The sequence below is a fragment of the Streptomyces sp. OR43 genome, assembly GCF_008042275.1.
Taxonomy (GTDB): domain Bacteria; phylum Actinomycetota; class Actinomycetes; order Streptomycetales; family Streptomycetaceae; genus Streptomyces.
In genome coordinates this window covers 25,866-41,448 of record NZ_RDBK01000001.1, presented here as the reverse complement: position 1 = coordinate 41,448, position 15,583 = coordinate 25,866, and the positions used below count along the sequence as shown (strand labels likewise).

Sequence of the window (15,583 nt, the reverse complement as noted above, 5' to 3'; positions counted from 1 at the left end):
GATGATGGCGCTGTGCCCCGCCACCGGATCCGGTGGCGGGGCACAGCGCCATCATCCGGTGGCCCCTCCTGCCCATCCGGACTAGCCCCATCCGGCCACCCCGAACCACCCGAAGTGACAGTGCAGTTGCATTGAACCGTCCGGGCGGGTGACGCGTCCTGAGAGGAGTGGAAGCGCTGCTGCGAAATCCCTGCGGAACGACGTCCGTGGGGCAACACTGGGACCGGACCGATCGATACGGGGGGCGGCCGTGAACACCTCTTCAAGCCGCAGGACACTCAACTCAACGCAGCGAAAGAACCCAGCCATGTGTCAGCACCAGCCAGCCTGCCCGACAGCCGACTCCGCCGACCGGGAAGCCGCCCGTCTGGTGGCGCACCACCCGGAACAGGGCTGGAGCCTGCTGTGCAACGGCGTCCTGCTCTTCGAGGACACCGGTGAGCTGCTTCCGGACGGGCAGATCATCGCCCCGCACCGGCCGCTGGGAACAGGCCGGGTGGTGAAGGCGGCCTGAGCGGCCGTACGGAAAAGGGGCCGGCCCGGAGAAATCTCCGCACCGGCCCCCACGCGTATGCGCGCCCCGCCGTGTGATCCGGCGTCAGTTGTCGTACTCCTCCAGCGGCGGGCAGGAGCAGACAAGGTTCCGGTCGCCGAACGCTCCGTCGATCCGGCGCACCGGCGGCCAGTACTTGTCGGCGGCCGAGACCCCGGCGGGGAAGACGGCCACCTCGCGGCTGTAGCCGTGCTCCCACTCACCGCCCAGCGCGTTGGCGGTGTGCGGGGCGTTGCCCAGCGGGTTGTCGTCCGCACTCCACTCGCCCGAGGCGACCTTCTCGATCTCGCCGCGGATGGCGATCATCGTGTCGCAGAACCGGTCCAGCTCCGCCAGGTCCTCGCTCTCGGTCGGCTCGATCATGAGCGTGCCCGCGACGGGGAACGACATGGTCGGCGAGTGGAAGCCGTAGTCGATGAGGCGCTTGGCGACATCGTCGATGCTGACGCCGGTCGCCTTGGAGATGGGCCGCAGATCCACGATGCACTCGTGCGCGACCAGTCCCGCCGGGCCGTTGTACAGGATCGGGTAGTGCGGCTCCAGCCGCTTGGCGATGTAGTTGGCCGCGAGTACGGCGACCTGCGTCGCACGCTTCAGGCCCTCGCCGCCCATCAGGCGTACGTACGCCCACGAGATCGGCAGGATGCCGGCCGAGCCCCACGGAGCGGCCGAGATCGGTCCGACACCGGTCTCCGGACCTGCTGCGGGCTGCAGCGGGTGGTTCGGGAGGTACGGCGCCAGGTGCGCGCGCACCCCGACGGGACCGACACCGGGACCGCCGCCGCCGTGCGGGATGCAGAAGGTCTTGTGCAGGTTCAGGTGCGAGACGTCGCCGCCGAAGTGACCCGGCTTGGCGAGGCCCACCAGCGCGTTGAGGTTGGCTCCGTCGACGTACACCTGGCCGCCGGCGTCGTGCACCTCGCCGCAGATGTCGGCGACGTGCTCCTCGAAGACTCCGTGGGTCGAGGGGTAGGTGATCATCAGCACGGCGAGCTCGTCACGGTACTGCGCGATCTTGGCGCGGAGGTCCTCGATGTCGACCTCACCGTCGTCGGCGGTCTTCACCACGACGACCTTCATCCCGGCCATCACCGCGCTCGCGGCGTTGGTTCCGTGTGCGGAGGACGGGATCAGGCAGACGGTCCGGCCCTCGTCGCCGTTGGCACGGTGGTAGGCGCGCACGGCCAGCAGCCCCGCGAACTCGCCCTGCGAGCCGGCGTTCGGCTGGATGGACACCGCGTCGTAGCCGGTGACCTCGGCCAGGCGCTCCTCCAGCTCATGGATGAGCGTCAGGAAGCCCTCGGCCTGCTCGGCCGGCGCGAACGGGTGCAGCGCCCCGAACTCGGGCCAGGTGATCGACTCCATCTCGGCGGTCGCGTTCAGCTTCATGGTGCAGGAGCCGAGCGGGATCATGCCGCGGTCGAGCGCGTAGTCACGGTCGGCGAGCTTGCGCAGGTAGCGCAGCATCGCGGTCTCGGAACGGTGCTGGTGGAAGACCGGGTGGGTCAAGTACGCGTCGGTGCGCAGCAGCCCCTCGGGCAGCGCGTCGGCGGTCGTGGCGTCCAGCGCCTCGATGTCGCCGTCGKCGCCGAAGGCCGCCCAGACGGCCGCGATCTGCGCGCGGGTGGTGGTCTCGTCGCAGGCGAGCGAGACGAGGTCGCCGTCGACGAGCCGCAGGTTCACCCCGCGCTCACGGGCGTCGGCGACGACGGCGGCCGCCTTGCCCGGAACCCGGACGGTGAGCGTGTCGAAGTGGGCACCGGTCACCACGTCGACACCGGCGGCCCGCAGGCCCTCGGCCAGGATGGCCGCGTAGCGGTGGGTGCGCCGGGCGATCGTCCGGAGCCCGTCGGGACCGTGGTAGACGGCGTACATGCCGGCCATCACGGCGAGCAGCACCTGCGCGGTGCAGATGTTGCTGGTGGCCTTCTCCCGGCGGATGTGCTGCTCGCGGGTCTGCAGGGCCAGCCGGTACGCCTTGTTGCCGTCCGCGTCCACGGAGACCCCGACGAGACGGCCCGGAAGGCTGCGCGCGAACTTCTCGCGCACCGCCATGAAGCCGGCGTGCGGTCCGCCGAAGCCCATCGGCACGCCGAAGCGCTGTGTGGTGCCGACGGCGATGTCCGCGCCCAGGTCCCCGGGGGACGTGAGCAGGGTGAGGGCGAGCAGATCCGCGGCCACGGTGACGATCGCGCCGAGCTCGTGGGCCTGCTCGATGACGGGCTTGATGTCCCGTACGGCTCCGGAGGCGCCCGGGTACTGCAGCAGGACGCCGAAGACGCCGCGCTCGGCGATCTCGGCGGGGACGCCGTCGCTGAGGTCGGCGACGACGACCTCGACGCCGGTCGGCTCGGCGCGGGTCTCGATGACGGCGACGGTCTGCGGGAGGGTGTCCGCGTCGACCAGGAAGACGCCGTTCTTGACCTTGCCGACGCGCCGGGCCAGTGCCATGGCCTCGGCCGCGGCGGTGCCCTCGTCGAGCAGCGAGGCGCCGGAGGTGGGCAGGCCGGTGAGCTCGGCGACCATCGTCTGGAAGTTCAGGAGGGCTTCGAGGCGCCCCTGGGAGATCTCGGGCTGGTACGGCGTGTAGGCCGTGTACCAGGCGGGGTTCTCCATCACGTTGCGCAGGATCACCGGCGGGGTGAACGTGCCGTAGTAGCCGAGCCCGATCATGGGGGCCAGGACCTGGTTGCGGTCGGCGAGCGTGCGCAGCTCGGCGAGGACCTCGGCCTCGGTCCGGGCGGCCGGCAGGTTCAGGGCCTCGGCGCTCCTGATCACATCGGGCACCGCGGCTGCGGTGAGCTCGTCGAGCGAGCCGTAACCGACCTGGGCGAGCATCTTCGCCTGTGCCTCGGCATCGGGACCGATGTGGCGCTGCTCGAACGGGATTCCCTGTTCCAGCTGGGAGAGCGAAGTGCGACGGGGGGTCATGATGGAGGCCTCCTGGTCTGTCACGACCTGCGAGGGGCACCACGGCGCGGGGTGCCCGAACGGCCTCCCCCTCTGTCATCTCAACCTGAGAGCTTCACCGGTGCCCACGGGGCGCACCGGCTTTCACCGTCGGTGAGGAAGGGCTCCGGCCCGGCCGTGGCCGTGCGGAACCCGCCCTGCTTTCCAGAGTGACCTCGTCCGTGCGGTACGGGGGCCTGAGAGATTCCGGGGAGGATTTGCTCCTTCGGCGCCCTCCGGTCTTCCTCCGGAGGACTCTCCCGCACGGGGTCAGCAGCCATGGCCAGCGTACCAGCGGGGTAGGCGAGGGAGATCTCGAGTGGCCGACGCCGCGGTTCTGCACTTCTGTAGTGCCTGTGGAGCAGCCACGACCAGTGGGAGGGACCGTGCAGACCGACATCGATCCGCGCAGCCTGATCGGCCGCAAGGCGTTCGACCGCAAGGGCACCAAGATCGGAACCGTGGACGAGGTGTATCTCGACGACGCGACGGGTGTGCCCGAATGGGCGGCCGTGCGCACCGGCCTGTTCAGCCGGGACGCGTTCGTCCCGCTGGAGCCCAGCGAATTCGTCGAGGACACGCTGCGCATTCCCTTCGACCGTGCCCTGATCAAGGACGCACCCGATTTCGGGGTCGGCCGCCATCTCTCGCCGGAACAGGAGCTCCAGCTCTACCGGCACTACGGTCTGGACTCGGCGGCGCCCGCCGAGAGGGCTCCGGACCGTGACTTCGGCAAGCTGGCCGGCCAGGACGAGTAGTCCACCGGGTTCCGCACGAGCGGCAGCGGATCGGCCGGCTGCAGTTCCGGATCATCGATACGGAACGTGCGGACCCGGCCGGGCACGACGTACGCCACGGGACCTACGGGCACGGGTGGGTGCAGGGGAGCGGGGTCGGGCGGGTGACGGTGCGATTCGAGGAACCGGAATCGGCGCCCGGCCGGGTCCGCACGTTCCGTATCGATGATCCGGAACTGCAGCCAGCCGATCCGCTGCCGCTCGTGCGGAACCCGGTGGACTACTCGTCCTGGCCGGCCAGCTTGCCGAAGTCACGGTCCGGAGCCCTCTCCCCTGCACCCACCCGTGCCCGTAGGTCCCGTGGCGTACGTCGTGCCCGGCCGGCCAGCGCCGCGCGGCGAGCTGCTCCGGGCTCTCGTGTGCGGGTTTCCCGCTCTCCGGCCCGTCGTCCGCAGCGGCGCGCCCTTCCGGTTCCTCGGTGTCGGGGAGCTCGGCCGCCATCCGCTCACCGGCTGCCTGGGCGAACAGATCCTCCTGGGTGAAGTCGGCGAGGCCGGTGACACCGACGCCCAGCAGGCGGACGCCCCCGGTCGTGTCCACTGCCTCCAGGAGCCGCGCAGCGGCCTCTCTGACGACCGAGGGGTCGTCCGTGGGCCCGCGGAGCGTCTCCGAACGGGTGAGGGTCGAGAAGTCGTAGCGCCGCACTTTCAGCACCACCGTGCGTCCTGACCGTCCGGCGGCCCTCAGCCGGTGGACGCAACGGTCGGCGAGTCGCTCCACCTCGGTCCGCACCCGGACCCGGTCGTGGAGATCCGTGTCGAAGGTGTCCTCGACGGAGACCGATTTGGCATCGCGCTCGGCGACCACGGGCCGGTCGTCGTATCCGGACGCCATCCGGTGCAGGGAGCTGCCGTGCGCCTTCCCCAGCAGGCGTACGAGCTCCGCCTCGCCCGCCTCGGCGAGGTCATTGACGGTGGTCATGCCCGCGCGGCGGAGGTGGTCCGCGGTGGCGGGTCCGACGCCGGGCAGGGTGCGCACCGGCATGGGCGCGAGCAGCGCCCGCTCGGTGCCCGGCTCTATCAGCATGATCCCGTTGGGTTTCGCCTCCTCGGAGGCGATCTTCGCCAGCATCTTGGAGCCCGCGAGTCCGACGGAGCCGCTGAGCCCGGTGACCGCCTCGATCGCCCCCCGCAGCTGCTCGCCGATCTCCATGGCCGATGCCGTGTCGTCCGCCGTCCCGCCCGCTTCCAGGTCGACGAACGCCTCGTCGAGGCTGAGTGGCTCCACCAGGGGCGAGAGGCGGCCCAGCAGCTCCATGACCTGGTCGCTCACGGTCCGGTAGAGCGTGAAGCGCGGCACCAGATAGGCCGCGTTCGGCGCCAGTCGTCTGGCTTGCGCCATCGGCATCGCCGAATGCACCCCGAAACGCCGTGCCTCGTAGGAGGCGGTGGCGACGACTCCCCGGGGGCCGAGGCCGCCCACGACCACCGGCTTGCCGCGCAGACTGGGCTTCGCCGCCTGTTCAGCGGACGCGTAGAAGGCATCCATGTCCAGATGCAGGATGGTGGGCGCGGCTCTCACATCAATCGATGGTGCCCTACGGCACTGACAGTCGCCCTGTCACAGGAGCCGTCGCACCCCGGTTTCCCGGGGCGCGGCCGCCCTCCCACCCGGTCAGCCCGCCCGGTTGCGGCGGCGGGCCAGCTCGTCGGTGGGGTTGTTGCCGATCAGTGTCTCGCCGGTGTCCACGCGCTCGCCGTGCAGCTGGGACAGCGCGGCGTCCACGTCCCGCCACACCACCCCGACAGCGATGCCGAAGACCCCTTGGCCCCCTTGGAGCAGCTCGACGACCTCCGCGGGCGAGGAGCACTCGTACACGGTCGCTCCGTCACTCATCAGCGTCATGCGCTCGAGATCCTGGAAGCCGCGGGCCCGCAGGTGCTGGACTGTGGTGCGGATGTTCTGAAGGGCGACCCCGGTGTCGAGGAAGCGCTTCACGATCTTCAGCAGGACGACGTCCCGGAAGCTGTAGAGCCGTTGTGTGCCCGACCCGTAGGCCGGGCGGACGCTCGGCTCCACCAGACCCGTGCGGGCCCAGTAGTCGAGCTGCCGGTAGGTGATCCCCGCTGCCGCGCATGCCGTCGGCCCTCGGTAACCGATCTCGTCGGCCGATGTCGCGCCGCCCCCCGCCACCGCATCCGGCGCTACCGGTTGCCTGATGGTGTGGCCGGCTGTACTCCCCTGCTGCGGATACGGCCCACCCACTGCCGTACCGTCGCCGCTGCTTCTCACGCCGACCTCCGTCCTTGACCTGCCCACTCGAAGGTAGGCAGTCACCCGGGGTGCGTCAACGATCGCCACACTCGGCACGCCGAGTGATAATCACCCTGAGGGTGGTTTCCCGTGACTCACTACCGGGAAAGGCTTGTCGGATGCGCTGGCGGAGCCCCCTTGGGAGGCGTCACTGACTGTTCGTACCGAAGTCCTCCGGAGAGATCTGGTCGAGGAACTCGCGGAACTTCTCCACCTCGTCCTCCTGCTCGTCGGGGATCGCGATTCCCGCGTCGTCGAGCACCCCGTCACTGCCGTAGATCGGCGTGCCGGTGCGCAGGGCGAGCGCTATGGCGTCGGAAGGCCGCGCGCTCACTTCGACTCCACTGGCGAAGACCAGCTCCGCGTAGAAGACCCCTTCGCGCAGATCCGTGATCCGGACCTCGGTGAGCTCCTGGCCCACGGCCTCGAGCACATCCTTGAAGAGATCATGGGTCAGCGGCCTGGCCGGAGCCATGCCCTGCTGGGCGAAGGCGATCGCGGTCGCCTCACCAGGACCGATCCAAATGGGGAGGTACCGGTCGCCTCCCACTTCACGCAGGAGCACGATCGGTTGGTTGGAGGGCATTTCCACCCGGACACCCACAACGTCGAGCTCGTTCACACAGCAACCCTAGGACGTGCTCGGCAGGTTTGGGTAGTCGGGCCCCACCTCGATCAGTGGAGACGGATCCGCAGAGCGCTCTGGACGAGGGCCGAGTGCAGCCGCACGGACAGCTCGGCAAGCTCCTTCGCGGTGGCCTCCGCATGTGCTCTGGTCTGCGGATTCCGGTGCCGGCGCAGGGGTGCGACGACCTGCTCGATCAGCCCGGCTTCCCGGTCGGCGGCCCCTCGCATCGCTCGCAGATGACGCGGTTCGAGACCGAATCGCCCCAGATCCGCCACAAGCCTGGCGATGGTGACCGTCGCGGCGTCGTAGCCGCCGTCCGGCGACGGCGCGACCAGACCGTACGACTCCCAGGCATCGAGGTCGCTCTCCGTCACCTCCGCGGCCGCGAGGAGCTCGGCACGGCCGATGCGGGCGGCGGTGGCCCGGCCGGACGCGTCACTCCAGCTGCTGCCGGCCGCATCCGGCTCACCGCCCGGAGCGGGCAGGGTTACCTGCTCGCCCCGGGCGAGGGCGTCCAGGTGCTCCCGGATGACCTTCAGCGGAAGATAGTGGTCCCGCTGCATCCGGAGGACCTGAGCCAGCCGCTCGACGTCGTCAGGACGGAACTTCCGGTAACCGGAAGGGGTCCGCTGCGGCTCGACGAGCCCCTCGGCCTCCAGGAAGCGGATCTTCGAGATGGTGACTTCGGGGAACTCGTCCCGCAGCTGCAGGAGCACCGTGCCGATGCTCATCGGGCGGTCGTCGGCGGTGGCGGTGCCGTGTCCGGCACCGCCCGTCGGTGTTCTCAGCATGGACCTTCCTGGGGGTTCCCCCGACGATGCCGGGGGCCGGGTCAGATGCCGCGCTGGCTTGCGTAGAAGACCAGCCGGTACTTGCCGATCTGTACTTCGTCGCCGTTGGACAGCGCGACGGAGTCGATGCGCTCACGATTGACGTAGGTGCCGTTGAGGCTGCCCACATCCCCCACGGTGAAGCTGCCGTCGGCGCTCCGGCGGAACTCCACGTGCCGACGCGAAACCGTCACGTCGTCGAGGAAGATGTCGCTCTGCGGGTGGCGGCCGGCCGTGGTCAGCTCGCTGTCCAGAAGGAAGCGGCTGCCGGAGTTCGGCCCCCGGCGCACCACCAGGAGCGCCGAGCCGAGCGGCAGGGCGTCCACAGCTGCCTGCGCCTCGGGCGAGAGCGACGGTACCGACGTCTGACCGGTCGCCTCCGCCTCGTAGGCCTCGAGGCCCGAGATGGAGATGGTCGACGTCGTCTCCGAGGCCCGCTCGGGAACACCGCCACGCAGCGGCGCACCGCAGTTGGAACAGAACCGGCTGGCCTCGGCATTGCGATGCCCGCACCTCGTACAGACCGGCATGGACGAAGCCTCCTGCCTCGGGGCGAACCCTCCACCCGTACTTGAGGTTGACGGTTCTCCGAAACCTATGCGGCCGGGACCGGCAGGGTCAACAGACGACGCGCCGGAACCACCCGAATTGTCACCCCCCGCACCTGTCACCTGATCGCGGAACAGCGGGCGCTCGCCGCCCTGCTCCTCGGTCTGGCCATGGCGCGGTGCGCGATGGCGTGCGGCTTCATCGCGAGCGCTCTTGCCGAACAACTTCCCAAACAACTTCACGGGCGATTCCCCTTGACCGAAACAGACCCGCCCGTGGGGCAGGACGAACCCTGAATGAACACACCTGCCGACCCGGACATCTTCACAACGTCCGTATCCACTCGACAGTTTCCACCACGCACCACCATTACGATGCGGCGACCCCCCGCAACCTCCTGCCCGAGTCCCCCGGCACCCACACGTCCCCGGTTCACTGGGTCGACGACCGAGAGTAGTCAGGCCGCTCCGCCGGTCGCAAGGCGTCGATGACGATGTCGTCGGACCGTGCCACGTGCACGGTGGCCTGCTCCTTCTCCAGCGTCTGCACCACACCGCCGGGGATGTTCAGCGCCGGTTCCAGATCCTGCGGCTTGCCGATGACCGTGAAGACGTACGGAGCCGTGATCTTGCGGTCGTCGACCTCCACGGCACCTCCGTCCCCGGAGAAGTACGTGTGGGCCACCACGCGCACGCCATTGACCTCGATGGCCTCGGCACCGGCCGCGCGGAGCTCCTGGAGGGCGTCGAGCAGCATGTCGGCCTGCACCGCGTCGGCGGGGTCGTTGATCGAGAGGGTGATTCCGGGGCCGTGCACCGCCACCGTACCCGCGAGGATACCGAGTTGGCGCTCCTTCTCCACCGTCTGCTTCCGTGCTTCCTCCGCCTGGTCGGAGCTGTTCTCCAGCTCCGTGCGCTGGTCGACGAGACGTTGCTTCTCGTCCTCCAGGCGCTGCGTACGATCGTCCACCTCGTCGAGGATGCGGACCAGGTCCTCCTGGCGGGCGCCGCGCAGCGCGCTGTTGTCGCTGTTCGACCGTACCTGGATGGCAAGCCCCAGGCCGAGGACGAACAGCAGTACCGCGACGATGAGTTGTGCCCGGGTGACCCGCGGAGGCCAGATACCCGCGATCAGCCGCTGGCGCCCGGTCAGCTCCTCGGGAGCCGGCTCGGGCTGCCCACCGGGCTGCTCGTGTTCTTCGTTGAATGCGTCGTTACTCATCGGCGTCACGCCCGGAAGACGTGCCGGCGGATCGCGGCGGCGTTGGAGAAGATCCGGATGCCGAGGACGACGACCACGCCGGTGGAGAGCTGCGCACCAACGCCCAGCTTGTCGCCCAGGAAGACGATCAGTGCGGCCACCACCACGTTCGAGAGGAACGAGACCACGAAGACCTTGTCCACGAAGATCCCGTCGAGCATGGCCCGCAGACCACCGAAGACGGCGTCGAGAGCGGCAACCACCGCGATCGGGAGGTAGGGCTCGACCACCGCCGGCACTTCGGGCCGGACCAACAGTCCGACCACGACTCCCACGACGAGGCCCAGTACGGCGATCACGATGTGCCCTTCCCTGTGTCTGCCGCACCACTGCCGGTGTCTGCGGCCTTGTAAGGCTCTGCTGTCCGTACGGTCAGGCTCGGCGCGGCCGGCAGGCTCACCTTGTCCTGGACGGAGATGCTGGTCCGGATGTCGAAGGTGTCCTTGAGCGCCTGCAGGTACTGGCCGTCGGCACTGTCCTGGAAGGCGGCTGCGAGCTTCTTCCCGTCCCCCACCGCGAGCACCGTGTACGGCGGCACCAGCGGCTTGTTGTCGACCAGTATGGCGTCGCCCGCGGCGCGGATCGCCGACAGGGCCGTCAGCCGCTGTCCGTTGATGGCGATCGCTTCGGCACCGGACTGCCACAGGCCGTTGACGACGCGCTGCATGTCCCGGTCCCGGACCCGCCCCGTGTCGGAGAAGCCGCTGCTTTCGCGCGGTCCGCCACCGCCCTGGTCGGTGTCTTTCGCATCGTCGACGACGAGCTTCACCCCCGGGCCCTGCACCGGTGTCGCCCCGGAGAGCAGAGCCACCAGTTCGGCCTGGTCACCGCCGTGTTCCTCCAGCGCCTTGCGCTGACGCCTGCCCACGTCGTCGCGGATCTCCTCCACCTGCGCCTCAAGGGTGTCGGCCGCGGACGTCTCCCCGTCGATCCGGTCGATGAGCTCCTCGCGCTCCTTGGCCAGGACCGGTGCGGCGACCCGCGCCTGCGCGGCCCCGAGCGTCACGACCAGGGCTGCCAGCACCAGGCACGCCGCGAAGCCGAGCTTCGCCTTGACGGTCCGGGGCATCCCCGTACGGCCGTCCGCCTTGCGACGGGCCGATGCCTCGGCATATCCGTCGTCCAGGCTGTGGTCCATCACATTGGTCAGCAGCGACATGGACGCGTCGGGGCGCGACGGGGGCGAGGTGGTACTCCGATCGGGGGGCGGCTGCGACATGCCGCACATCGTCGCATGTCGCGGCGGCTACCACCGAATGGCCCCACCGTTGCGTGTAAAGCGGCCGGGTGGACCCCTCAGCCACACGACGAAAGCCGGGCAGGGTCCGGAGGCCTGGGCGGCGCCTCTCGCCCGCCCAGGCCTCCGGTCACCTCACTGACCTGCGCTGTCGACGATCGTGGACCATTCGTCCAGGAGCGCCTGGGCAGAGGCGTCGTCCGGCCCTTCCGCCCACAGATGGGTGACGGCTTCGGCCCGGTCCGGCAGCACCATCACCCAGCGCCCGTCCGCCTCGACGACCCGTACACCATCCGTCGTGTCGACGTCGCGGTCCCCCGCGGCCTCGACCACCCGGCGCATCACCAGCCCCTTGACGGCCCACGGGGTCGCCAGATCGCGCCGCAGCACATGTGCGCGCGGGATCCGTGCGTCGATCTGGCTGAGGGTGAGCTGCGTCCTGGCCACCAGTCCGATGAGGCGCACGAACGCGGCGGAGCCGTCGAAGACGCTGCTGAACTCGGGAACGATGAAGCCGCCACGTCCGTCTCCACCGAAGATGGTCCCTTCCTCCCGCCCCACCCGGGTCAGGTCGTCGGGCGAGGTCATCGTCCACTCCACCTGGGTGCCGTGGTACGCGGCGACCTGCTCGGCCACACGGGTCGTGGTCACGGGCAGCGCCACCCTGCCACTCCGACGCTCCGCGGCCACGAGGTCGAGCATGACCAGCAGGGCCCGGTCGTCCTCCACGATCCGGCCCCGTTCGTCGACCAGCGAGAGCCGTTCCCCGACCGGGTCGAACCGGACGCCGAACGCCGCCCTCGCCGAGGACACGATCTCCCCGAGCCGCACCAGTCCCGACCGCCGGGTCTCGGCCGACTCGGTCGGCCTGGACTCGTCGAGTCCGGGGTTGATGGTCAGCGCATCCACACCCAGCCGTCCCAGCAGGCTGGGCAGCACCAGCCCGGCGCTGCCGTTGGACGCGTCTACGACCACCTTGAGCCCGGCGTCGGCGATCCCGGCCGTGTCCACGTTCCGCAGCAGGGATCCCGTGTACGAGTCGAACACGCTGGACGGGAAATGGAGGTCACCGATCTCGCCCGGGAAGGCACGGCGGTACTCCTGCCTTGCGTAGACGCGGTCCAGCTTGCGCTGCTGCGCCTGGGAGAGGTCCGCTCCCCGCTCGTCGAAGAACATGATGTCGACGGAGTCGGGAACACCCGGCGAGGTGCGGATCATGATGCCGCCGGCGCTGCCGCGTGCGGTCTGCTGGCGGGCCACGGGCAGCGGAACGTTCTCCAGGTCCCGGACGTCGATGGCGCTGGCCTGTAGGGCCGAGATGACCGCGCGCTTCAGCGCCCGGGCGCCACGGGAGTGGTCACGTGCGGTGGTGACCGTGGAGCCCTTCTTGAGCGTCGTCGCATACGCCCCGGCGAGCCTCACGGCCAGCTCCGGCGTGATCTCGACGTTCAGGATGCCCGAAACACCTCGCGCGCCGAAGAGGTGGGCCTGTCCACGCGACTCCCAGATCACCGAGGTGTTGACGAACGCGCCGGCTTCGATGGTCTTGAACGGGTAGACGCGGACGTTGCCCTGGATGATCGATTCCTCGCCGACCAGGCACTCGTCGCCGATGACCGCGCCGTCCTCGATCCGGGCGGCGCGCATGATGTCGGTGTTCTTGCCGATCACGCAGCCACGCAGGTTGCTGTGATCACCGATGTACACGTTGTCGTGCACCACGGCCTTGTGCAGGAAGGCGCCGCTCTTCACGACGACGTTCGACCCGATGACCGTGTGCTCGCGGATCTCCACCCCGGCCTCGACCTTGGCGTAGTCCCCGATGTACAGGGGCCCTCGCAGTACGGCGTCCGGGTGCACATCGGCGCCTTCGGCCACCCACACGCCAGGGGAGATCTCGAAGCCGTCGATCTCGACGTCGACCTTGCGCTCGAGTACGTCCGCCTGGGCCTTCACATAGCTCTCGTGCGTGCCGACGTCCTCCCAGTAGCCCTCGGCGACATAGCCGTAGATCGGCTTGCCTTCCTTCATGAGCTGCGGGAAGACATCGCCGGACCAGTCGACGGAGACATCGGCCTCGACGTAGTTGAAGACCTCGGGCTCCATGACATAAATGCCCGTGTTGACGGTGTCCGAGAAGACCTGGCCCCAGGTCGGCTTCTCCAGGAAGCGTTCGACCTGACCCCCTTCGTCCACGATGGTGATGCCGAATTCGAGCGGATTCGGCACGCGGGTGAGACAGACCGTGACCAGGCCGCCCTTTTCCTTGTGGAAGGCGATGAGGTCGGTGAGGTCGAAGTCAGTCAGCGCGTCGCCGGAAATCACGAGGAAGGTGTCGTCCTTCAACGCCTCTTCGGCATTCTTCACGCTGCCCGCGGTACCGAGCGGCTTCTCCTCGTTTGCGTAGCTGAGCTCCATCCCGAGCTCTTCGCCGTCTCCGAAGTAGTTCTTCACGAGCGAGGCAAGGAACTGGACGGTCACCACCGTCTCGTTGAGCCCGTGCCGTTTGAGGAGACGAAGCACATGCTCCATGATCGGCCGATTGGCTACGGGCAGGAGCGGCTTGGGCATGCTTGAGGTCATGGGGCGAAGGCGAGTGCCTTCACCACCTGCCATCACGACGGCCTTCATGTCGGAAACGTCCTCCTTGAAGAGACGACGGTCTAGCCGACTTCGCCCGTCAGGGCAGCATCTGTGTCATCAGCCGCGGGCCGGCCACGTTGCGCGGCACCGCATCAACGAGCTCAATCGGCTACTGCATCCGCCTTGACCAGCCGGCGGACCTGAACCACATAGAGGATCCCTGCCCACCAGTAGAGCGTTGTACCCCATCCTGCGAACGCCCATCCGAAAACAGTGGCCAGCGATGCCAGCCAACCACTTCCGTCGCTGAGCAGCAACAAGGGAAATGCGTACATCAGGTTGAACGTGGCCGCCTTGCCCAGGAAGTTCACCTGGGGCGGCGGATAGCCGTGACGGCGCAGGATTCCCACCATCACGAGGAGCATGAGTTCACGGGCGAGGAGCGCGGCGGTGAGCCACAGCGGAAGGATCTCCCGCCAGGTCAGCCCGACGAGCGTGGAAAGAATGTAGAGACGGTCGGCAGCCGGGTCAAGCAGCCGTCCGAGGCTGCTGATCTGGTTCCAGCGACGCGCGAGCTTACCGTCGAGGTAGTCGCTCACACCGCTGAACATCAGTACCAGCAGCGCCCAGCCATCGCTCTGGGGCCCGCCGAACTCGGGAAGGAGAATCAGCCACAGGAAGACGGGTACGCCAACGAGGCGAGCCATGCTGAGGATGTTGGGGATGGTGAGTACCCGGTCCGTCTGAACGCGAGTCTCCTGGACCTCCACCCGGGGGCCTCCTGTGAAGAACGTGCCAATGATGCCCCCTGACCCTACCCTCAGCCATGGTCGGCACGTGCACAGGGGTGTCGGAAGGCCGGCAGAACGCAGAAAAGCCCCGTGCCACAAGGGCACGGGGCTTAACTATCAAAAGGAGTTCGGCGGCGTCCTACTCTCCCACAGGGTCCCCCCTGCAGTACCATCGGCGCTGAAAGGCTTAGCTTCCGGGTTCGGAATGTAACCGGGCGTTTCCCTAACGCAATGACCACCGAAACACTATGAAATTAACCAACACCGGATGAAAACACGGCCGTTCGTTATTTCAGAACTAACACAGTGGACGCGAGCAACTGAGGACAAGCCCTCGGCCTATTAGTACCAGTCAGCTCCACCCGTTACCGGGATCCAGTTTCGCTCGCCACTACTCCCGGAATCACGGTTGTTTTCTCTTCCTGAGGGTACTGAGATGTTTCACTTCCCCTCGTTCCCTCCACACTGCCTATGTGTTCAGCAGRGGGTGACAGCCCATGACGACTGCCGGGTTTCCCCATTCGGAAACCCCCGGATCAAAGCTTGGTTGACAGCTCCCCGGGGACTATCGTGGCCTCCCACGTCCTTCATCGGTTCCTGGTGCCAAGGCATCCACCGTGCGCCCTTAAAAACTTGGCCACAGATGCTCGCGTCCACTGTGCAGTTCTCAAGCAACGACCAGCCACCCATCACCCCACCCTTACCGGATGAGTTCACTGGGGCCGGCGTTTGAAGGCAGCCTTGCGGCCATACCTTCAGACACCCAACAGCGCGCCCAGTACCCGGAATTCAATCGGTTCGTTTTCCACGCTCCGAGGAGCAGTACTTACGACCCGGTTGAACCACCAGGTACTGAATAGTCAACGTTCCACCCATGAGCTGACCACCGCCGAACATTTGCCGGCGTAGTGGCTCTGGATTCCTTGCGGAATCTAGATGCTCCTTAGAAAGGAGGTGATCCAGCCGCACCTTCCGGTACGGCTACCTTGTTACGACTTCGTCCCAATCGCCAGTCCCACCTTCGACAGCTCCCTCCCACAAGGGGTTGGGCCACCGGCTTCGGGTGTTACCGACTTTCGTGACGTGACGGGCGGTGTGTACAAGGCCCGGGAACGTATTCACCGCAGCAATGCTGATCTGCGATTACTAGCAA

At 68.1% G+C, this 15,583-nt stretch carries 13 protein-coding genes, 1 rRNA gene, 1 pseudogene, 1 riboswitch and 1 other annotated feature; of the genes and pseudogenes, 2 read left to right on the top strand and 13 right to left on the bottom strand.

Features of this window, described 5'->3' with window-relative positions; genetic code table 11:
* Positions 1-307: 307 nt before the first annotated feature.
* Complete coding sequence (locus tag EAO72_RS00160) at positions 308-514, top strand: DUF5999 family protein (RefSeq protein ID WP_148015119.1); 207 nt, start codon at positions 308-310, stop codon at positions 512-514.
* Positions 515-598: 84 nt separating this feature from the next.
* On the opposite strand, the gene gcvP is transcribed toward EAO72_RS00160, so the two are convergent.
* Entirely contained in the window at positions 599-3,484 is a 2,886-nt protein-coding gene (gene gcvP / locus EAO72_RS00155; RefSeq protein ID WP_148015118.1) for an aminomethyl-transferring glycine dehydrogenase, read from the bottom strand.
* A 193-nt stretch (positions 3,485-3,677) separates the two neighbouring features.
* A riboswitch (glycine riboswitch) is annotated at positions 3,678-3,775 on the bottom strand.
* A 113-nt stretch (positions 3,776-3,888) separates the two neighbouring features.
* On the opposite strand from gcvP, the gene EAO72_RS00150 reads away from it, so the two are divergent.
* Positions 3,889-4,260, top strand: a complete 372-nt coding sequence (locus EAO72_RS00150) for a PRC-barrel domain-containing protein (protein ID WP_148015117.1) — start codon at positions 3,889-3,891, stop codon at positions 4,258-4,260.
* On the opposite strand, the pseudogene EAO72_RS43930 reads toward EAO72_RS00150, so the two are convergent.
* The 12 genes and pseudogenes from EAO72_RS43930 to rrf form a co-directional block, all read right to left on the bottom strand.
* Positions 4,182-4,346: pseudogene (locus tag EAO72_RS43930) on the bottom strand (DNA polymerase IV); the annotation flags it as partial. The gene EAO72_RS00150 and the pseudogene EAO72_RS43930 sit on opposite strands and share 79 nt — an antisense overlap.
* Positions 4,312-5,820 carry a DNA polymerase IV gene (locus EAO72_RS00145; protein ID WP_261991246.1) on the bottom strand — a complete coding sequence of 503 codons (1,509 nt, stop codon included), beginning with the start codon at positions 5,818-5,820 and terminating at the stop codon, positions 4,312-4,314. The gene EAO72_RS00145 and the pseudogene EAO72_RS43930, both read right to left, overlap by 35 nt.
* Positions 5,821-5,913: 93 nt before the next feature.
* Positions 5,914-6,531, bottom strand: coding sequence for a MerR family transcriptional regulator (locus EAO72_RS00140; protein WP_148015116.1), 618 nt, complete (start codon positions 6,529-6,531; stop codon positions 5,914-5,916).
* 169 nt (positions 6,532-6,700) lie between these two features.
* Entirely contained in the window at positions 6,701-7,174 is a 474-nt protein-coding gene (locus EAO72_RS00135) for a bifunctional nuclease family protein (protein WP_006123076.1), read from the bottom strand.
* Positions 7,175-7,227: 53 nt separating this feature from the next.
* Positions 7,228-7,971 (bottom strand): transcriptional regulator FtsR, encoded by a 744-nt coding sequence (ftsR, locus tag EAO72_RS00130; RefSeq protein WP_148015115.1) that lies wholly within the window; start codon positions 7,969-7,971, stop codon positions 7,228-7,230.
* 41 nt (positions 7,972-8,012) lie between these two features.
* Complete coding sequence (locus EAO72_RS00125; RefSeq protein ID WP_148015114.1) at positions 8,013-8,801, bottom strand: FHA domain-containing protein; 789 nt, start codon at positions 8,799-8,801, stop codon at positions 8,013-8,015.
* A gap of 190 nt (positions 8,802-8,991) precedes the next feature.
* Positions 8,992-9,780 (bottom strand): DUF881 domain-containing protein, encoded by a 789-nt coding sequence (locus tag EAO72_RS00120; protein WP_148015113.1) that lies wholly within the window; start codon positions 9,778-9,780, stop codon positions 8,992-8,994.
* 5 nt (positions 9,781-9,785) lie between these two features.
* Positions 9,786-10,118, bottom strand: a complete 333-nt coding sequence (locus EAO72_RS00115; RefSeq protein ID WP_003970459.1) for a small basic family protein — start codon at positions 10,116-10,118, stop codon at positions 9,786-9,788.
* Complete coding sequence (locus EAO72_RS00110) at positions 10,115-11,038, bottom strand: DUF881 domain-containing protein (RefSeq protein WP_187284880.1); 924 nt, start codon at positions 11,036-11,038, stop codon at positions 10,115-10,117. The genes EAO72_RS00115 and EAO72_RS00110 overlap by 4 nt, the downstream gene beginning before the upstream one ends.
* A 153-nt stretch (positions 11,039-11,191) precedes the next feature.
* On the bottom strand, positions 11,192-13,687 hold the full coding sequence (locus EAO72_RS00105) for a mannose-1-phosphate guanyltransferase (protein WP_148015112.1): 2,496 nt from the start codon (positions 13,685-13,687) through the stop codon (positions 11,192-11,194).
* A gap of 113 nt (positions 13,688-13,800) precedes the next feature.
* A complete protein-coding gene (locus tag EAO72_RS00100; protein ID WP_148015111.1) occupies positions 13,801-14,409 on the bottom strand; it encodes a CDP-alcohol phosphatidyltransferase family protein in 609 nt (202 codons plus the stop codon).
* Between the two features lie 147 nt (positions 14,410-14,556).
* Positions 14,557-14,673, bottom strand: a 5S ribosomal RNA gene (rrf, locus tag EAO72_RS00095).
* A gap of 122 nt (positions 14,674-14,795) precedes the next feature.
* Positions 14,796-15,024, bottom strand: a sequence feature (23S ribosomal RNA rRNA prediction is too short).
* Between the last annotated feature and the right edge of the window lie 559 nt (positions 15,025-15,583).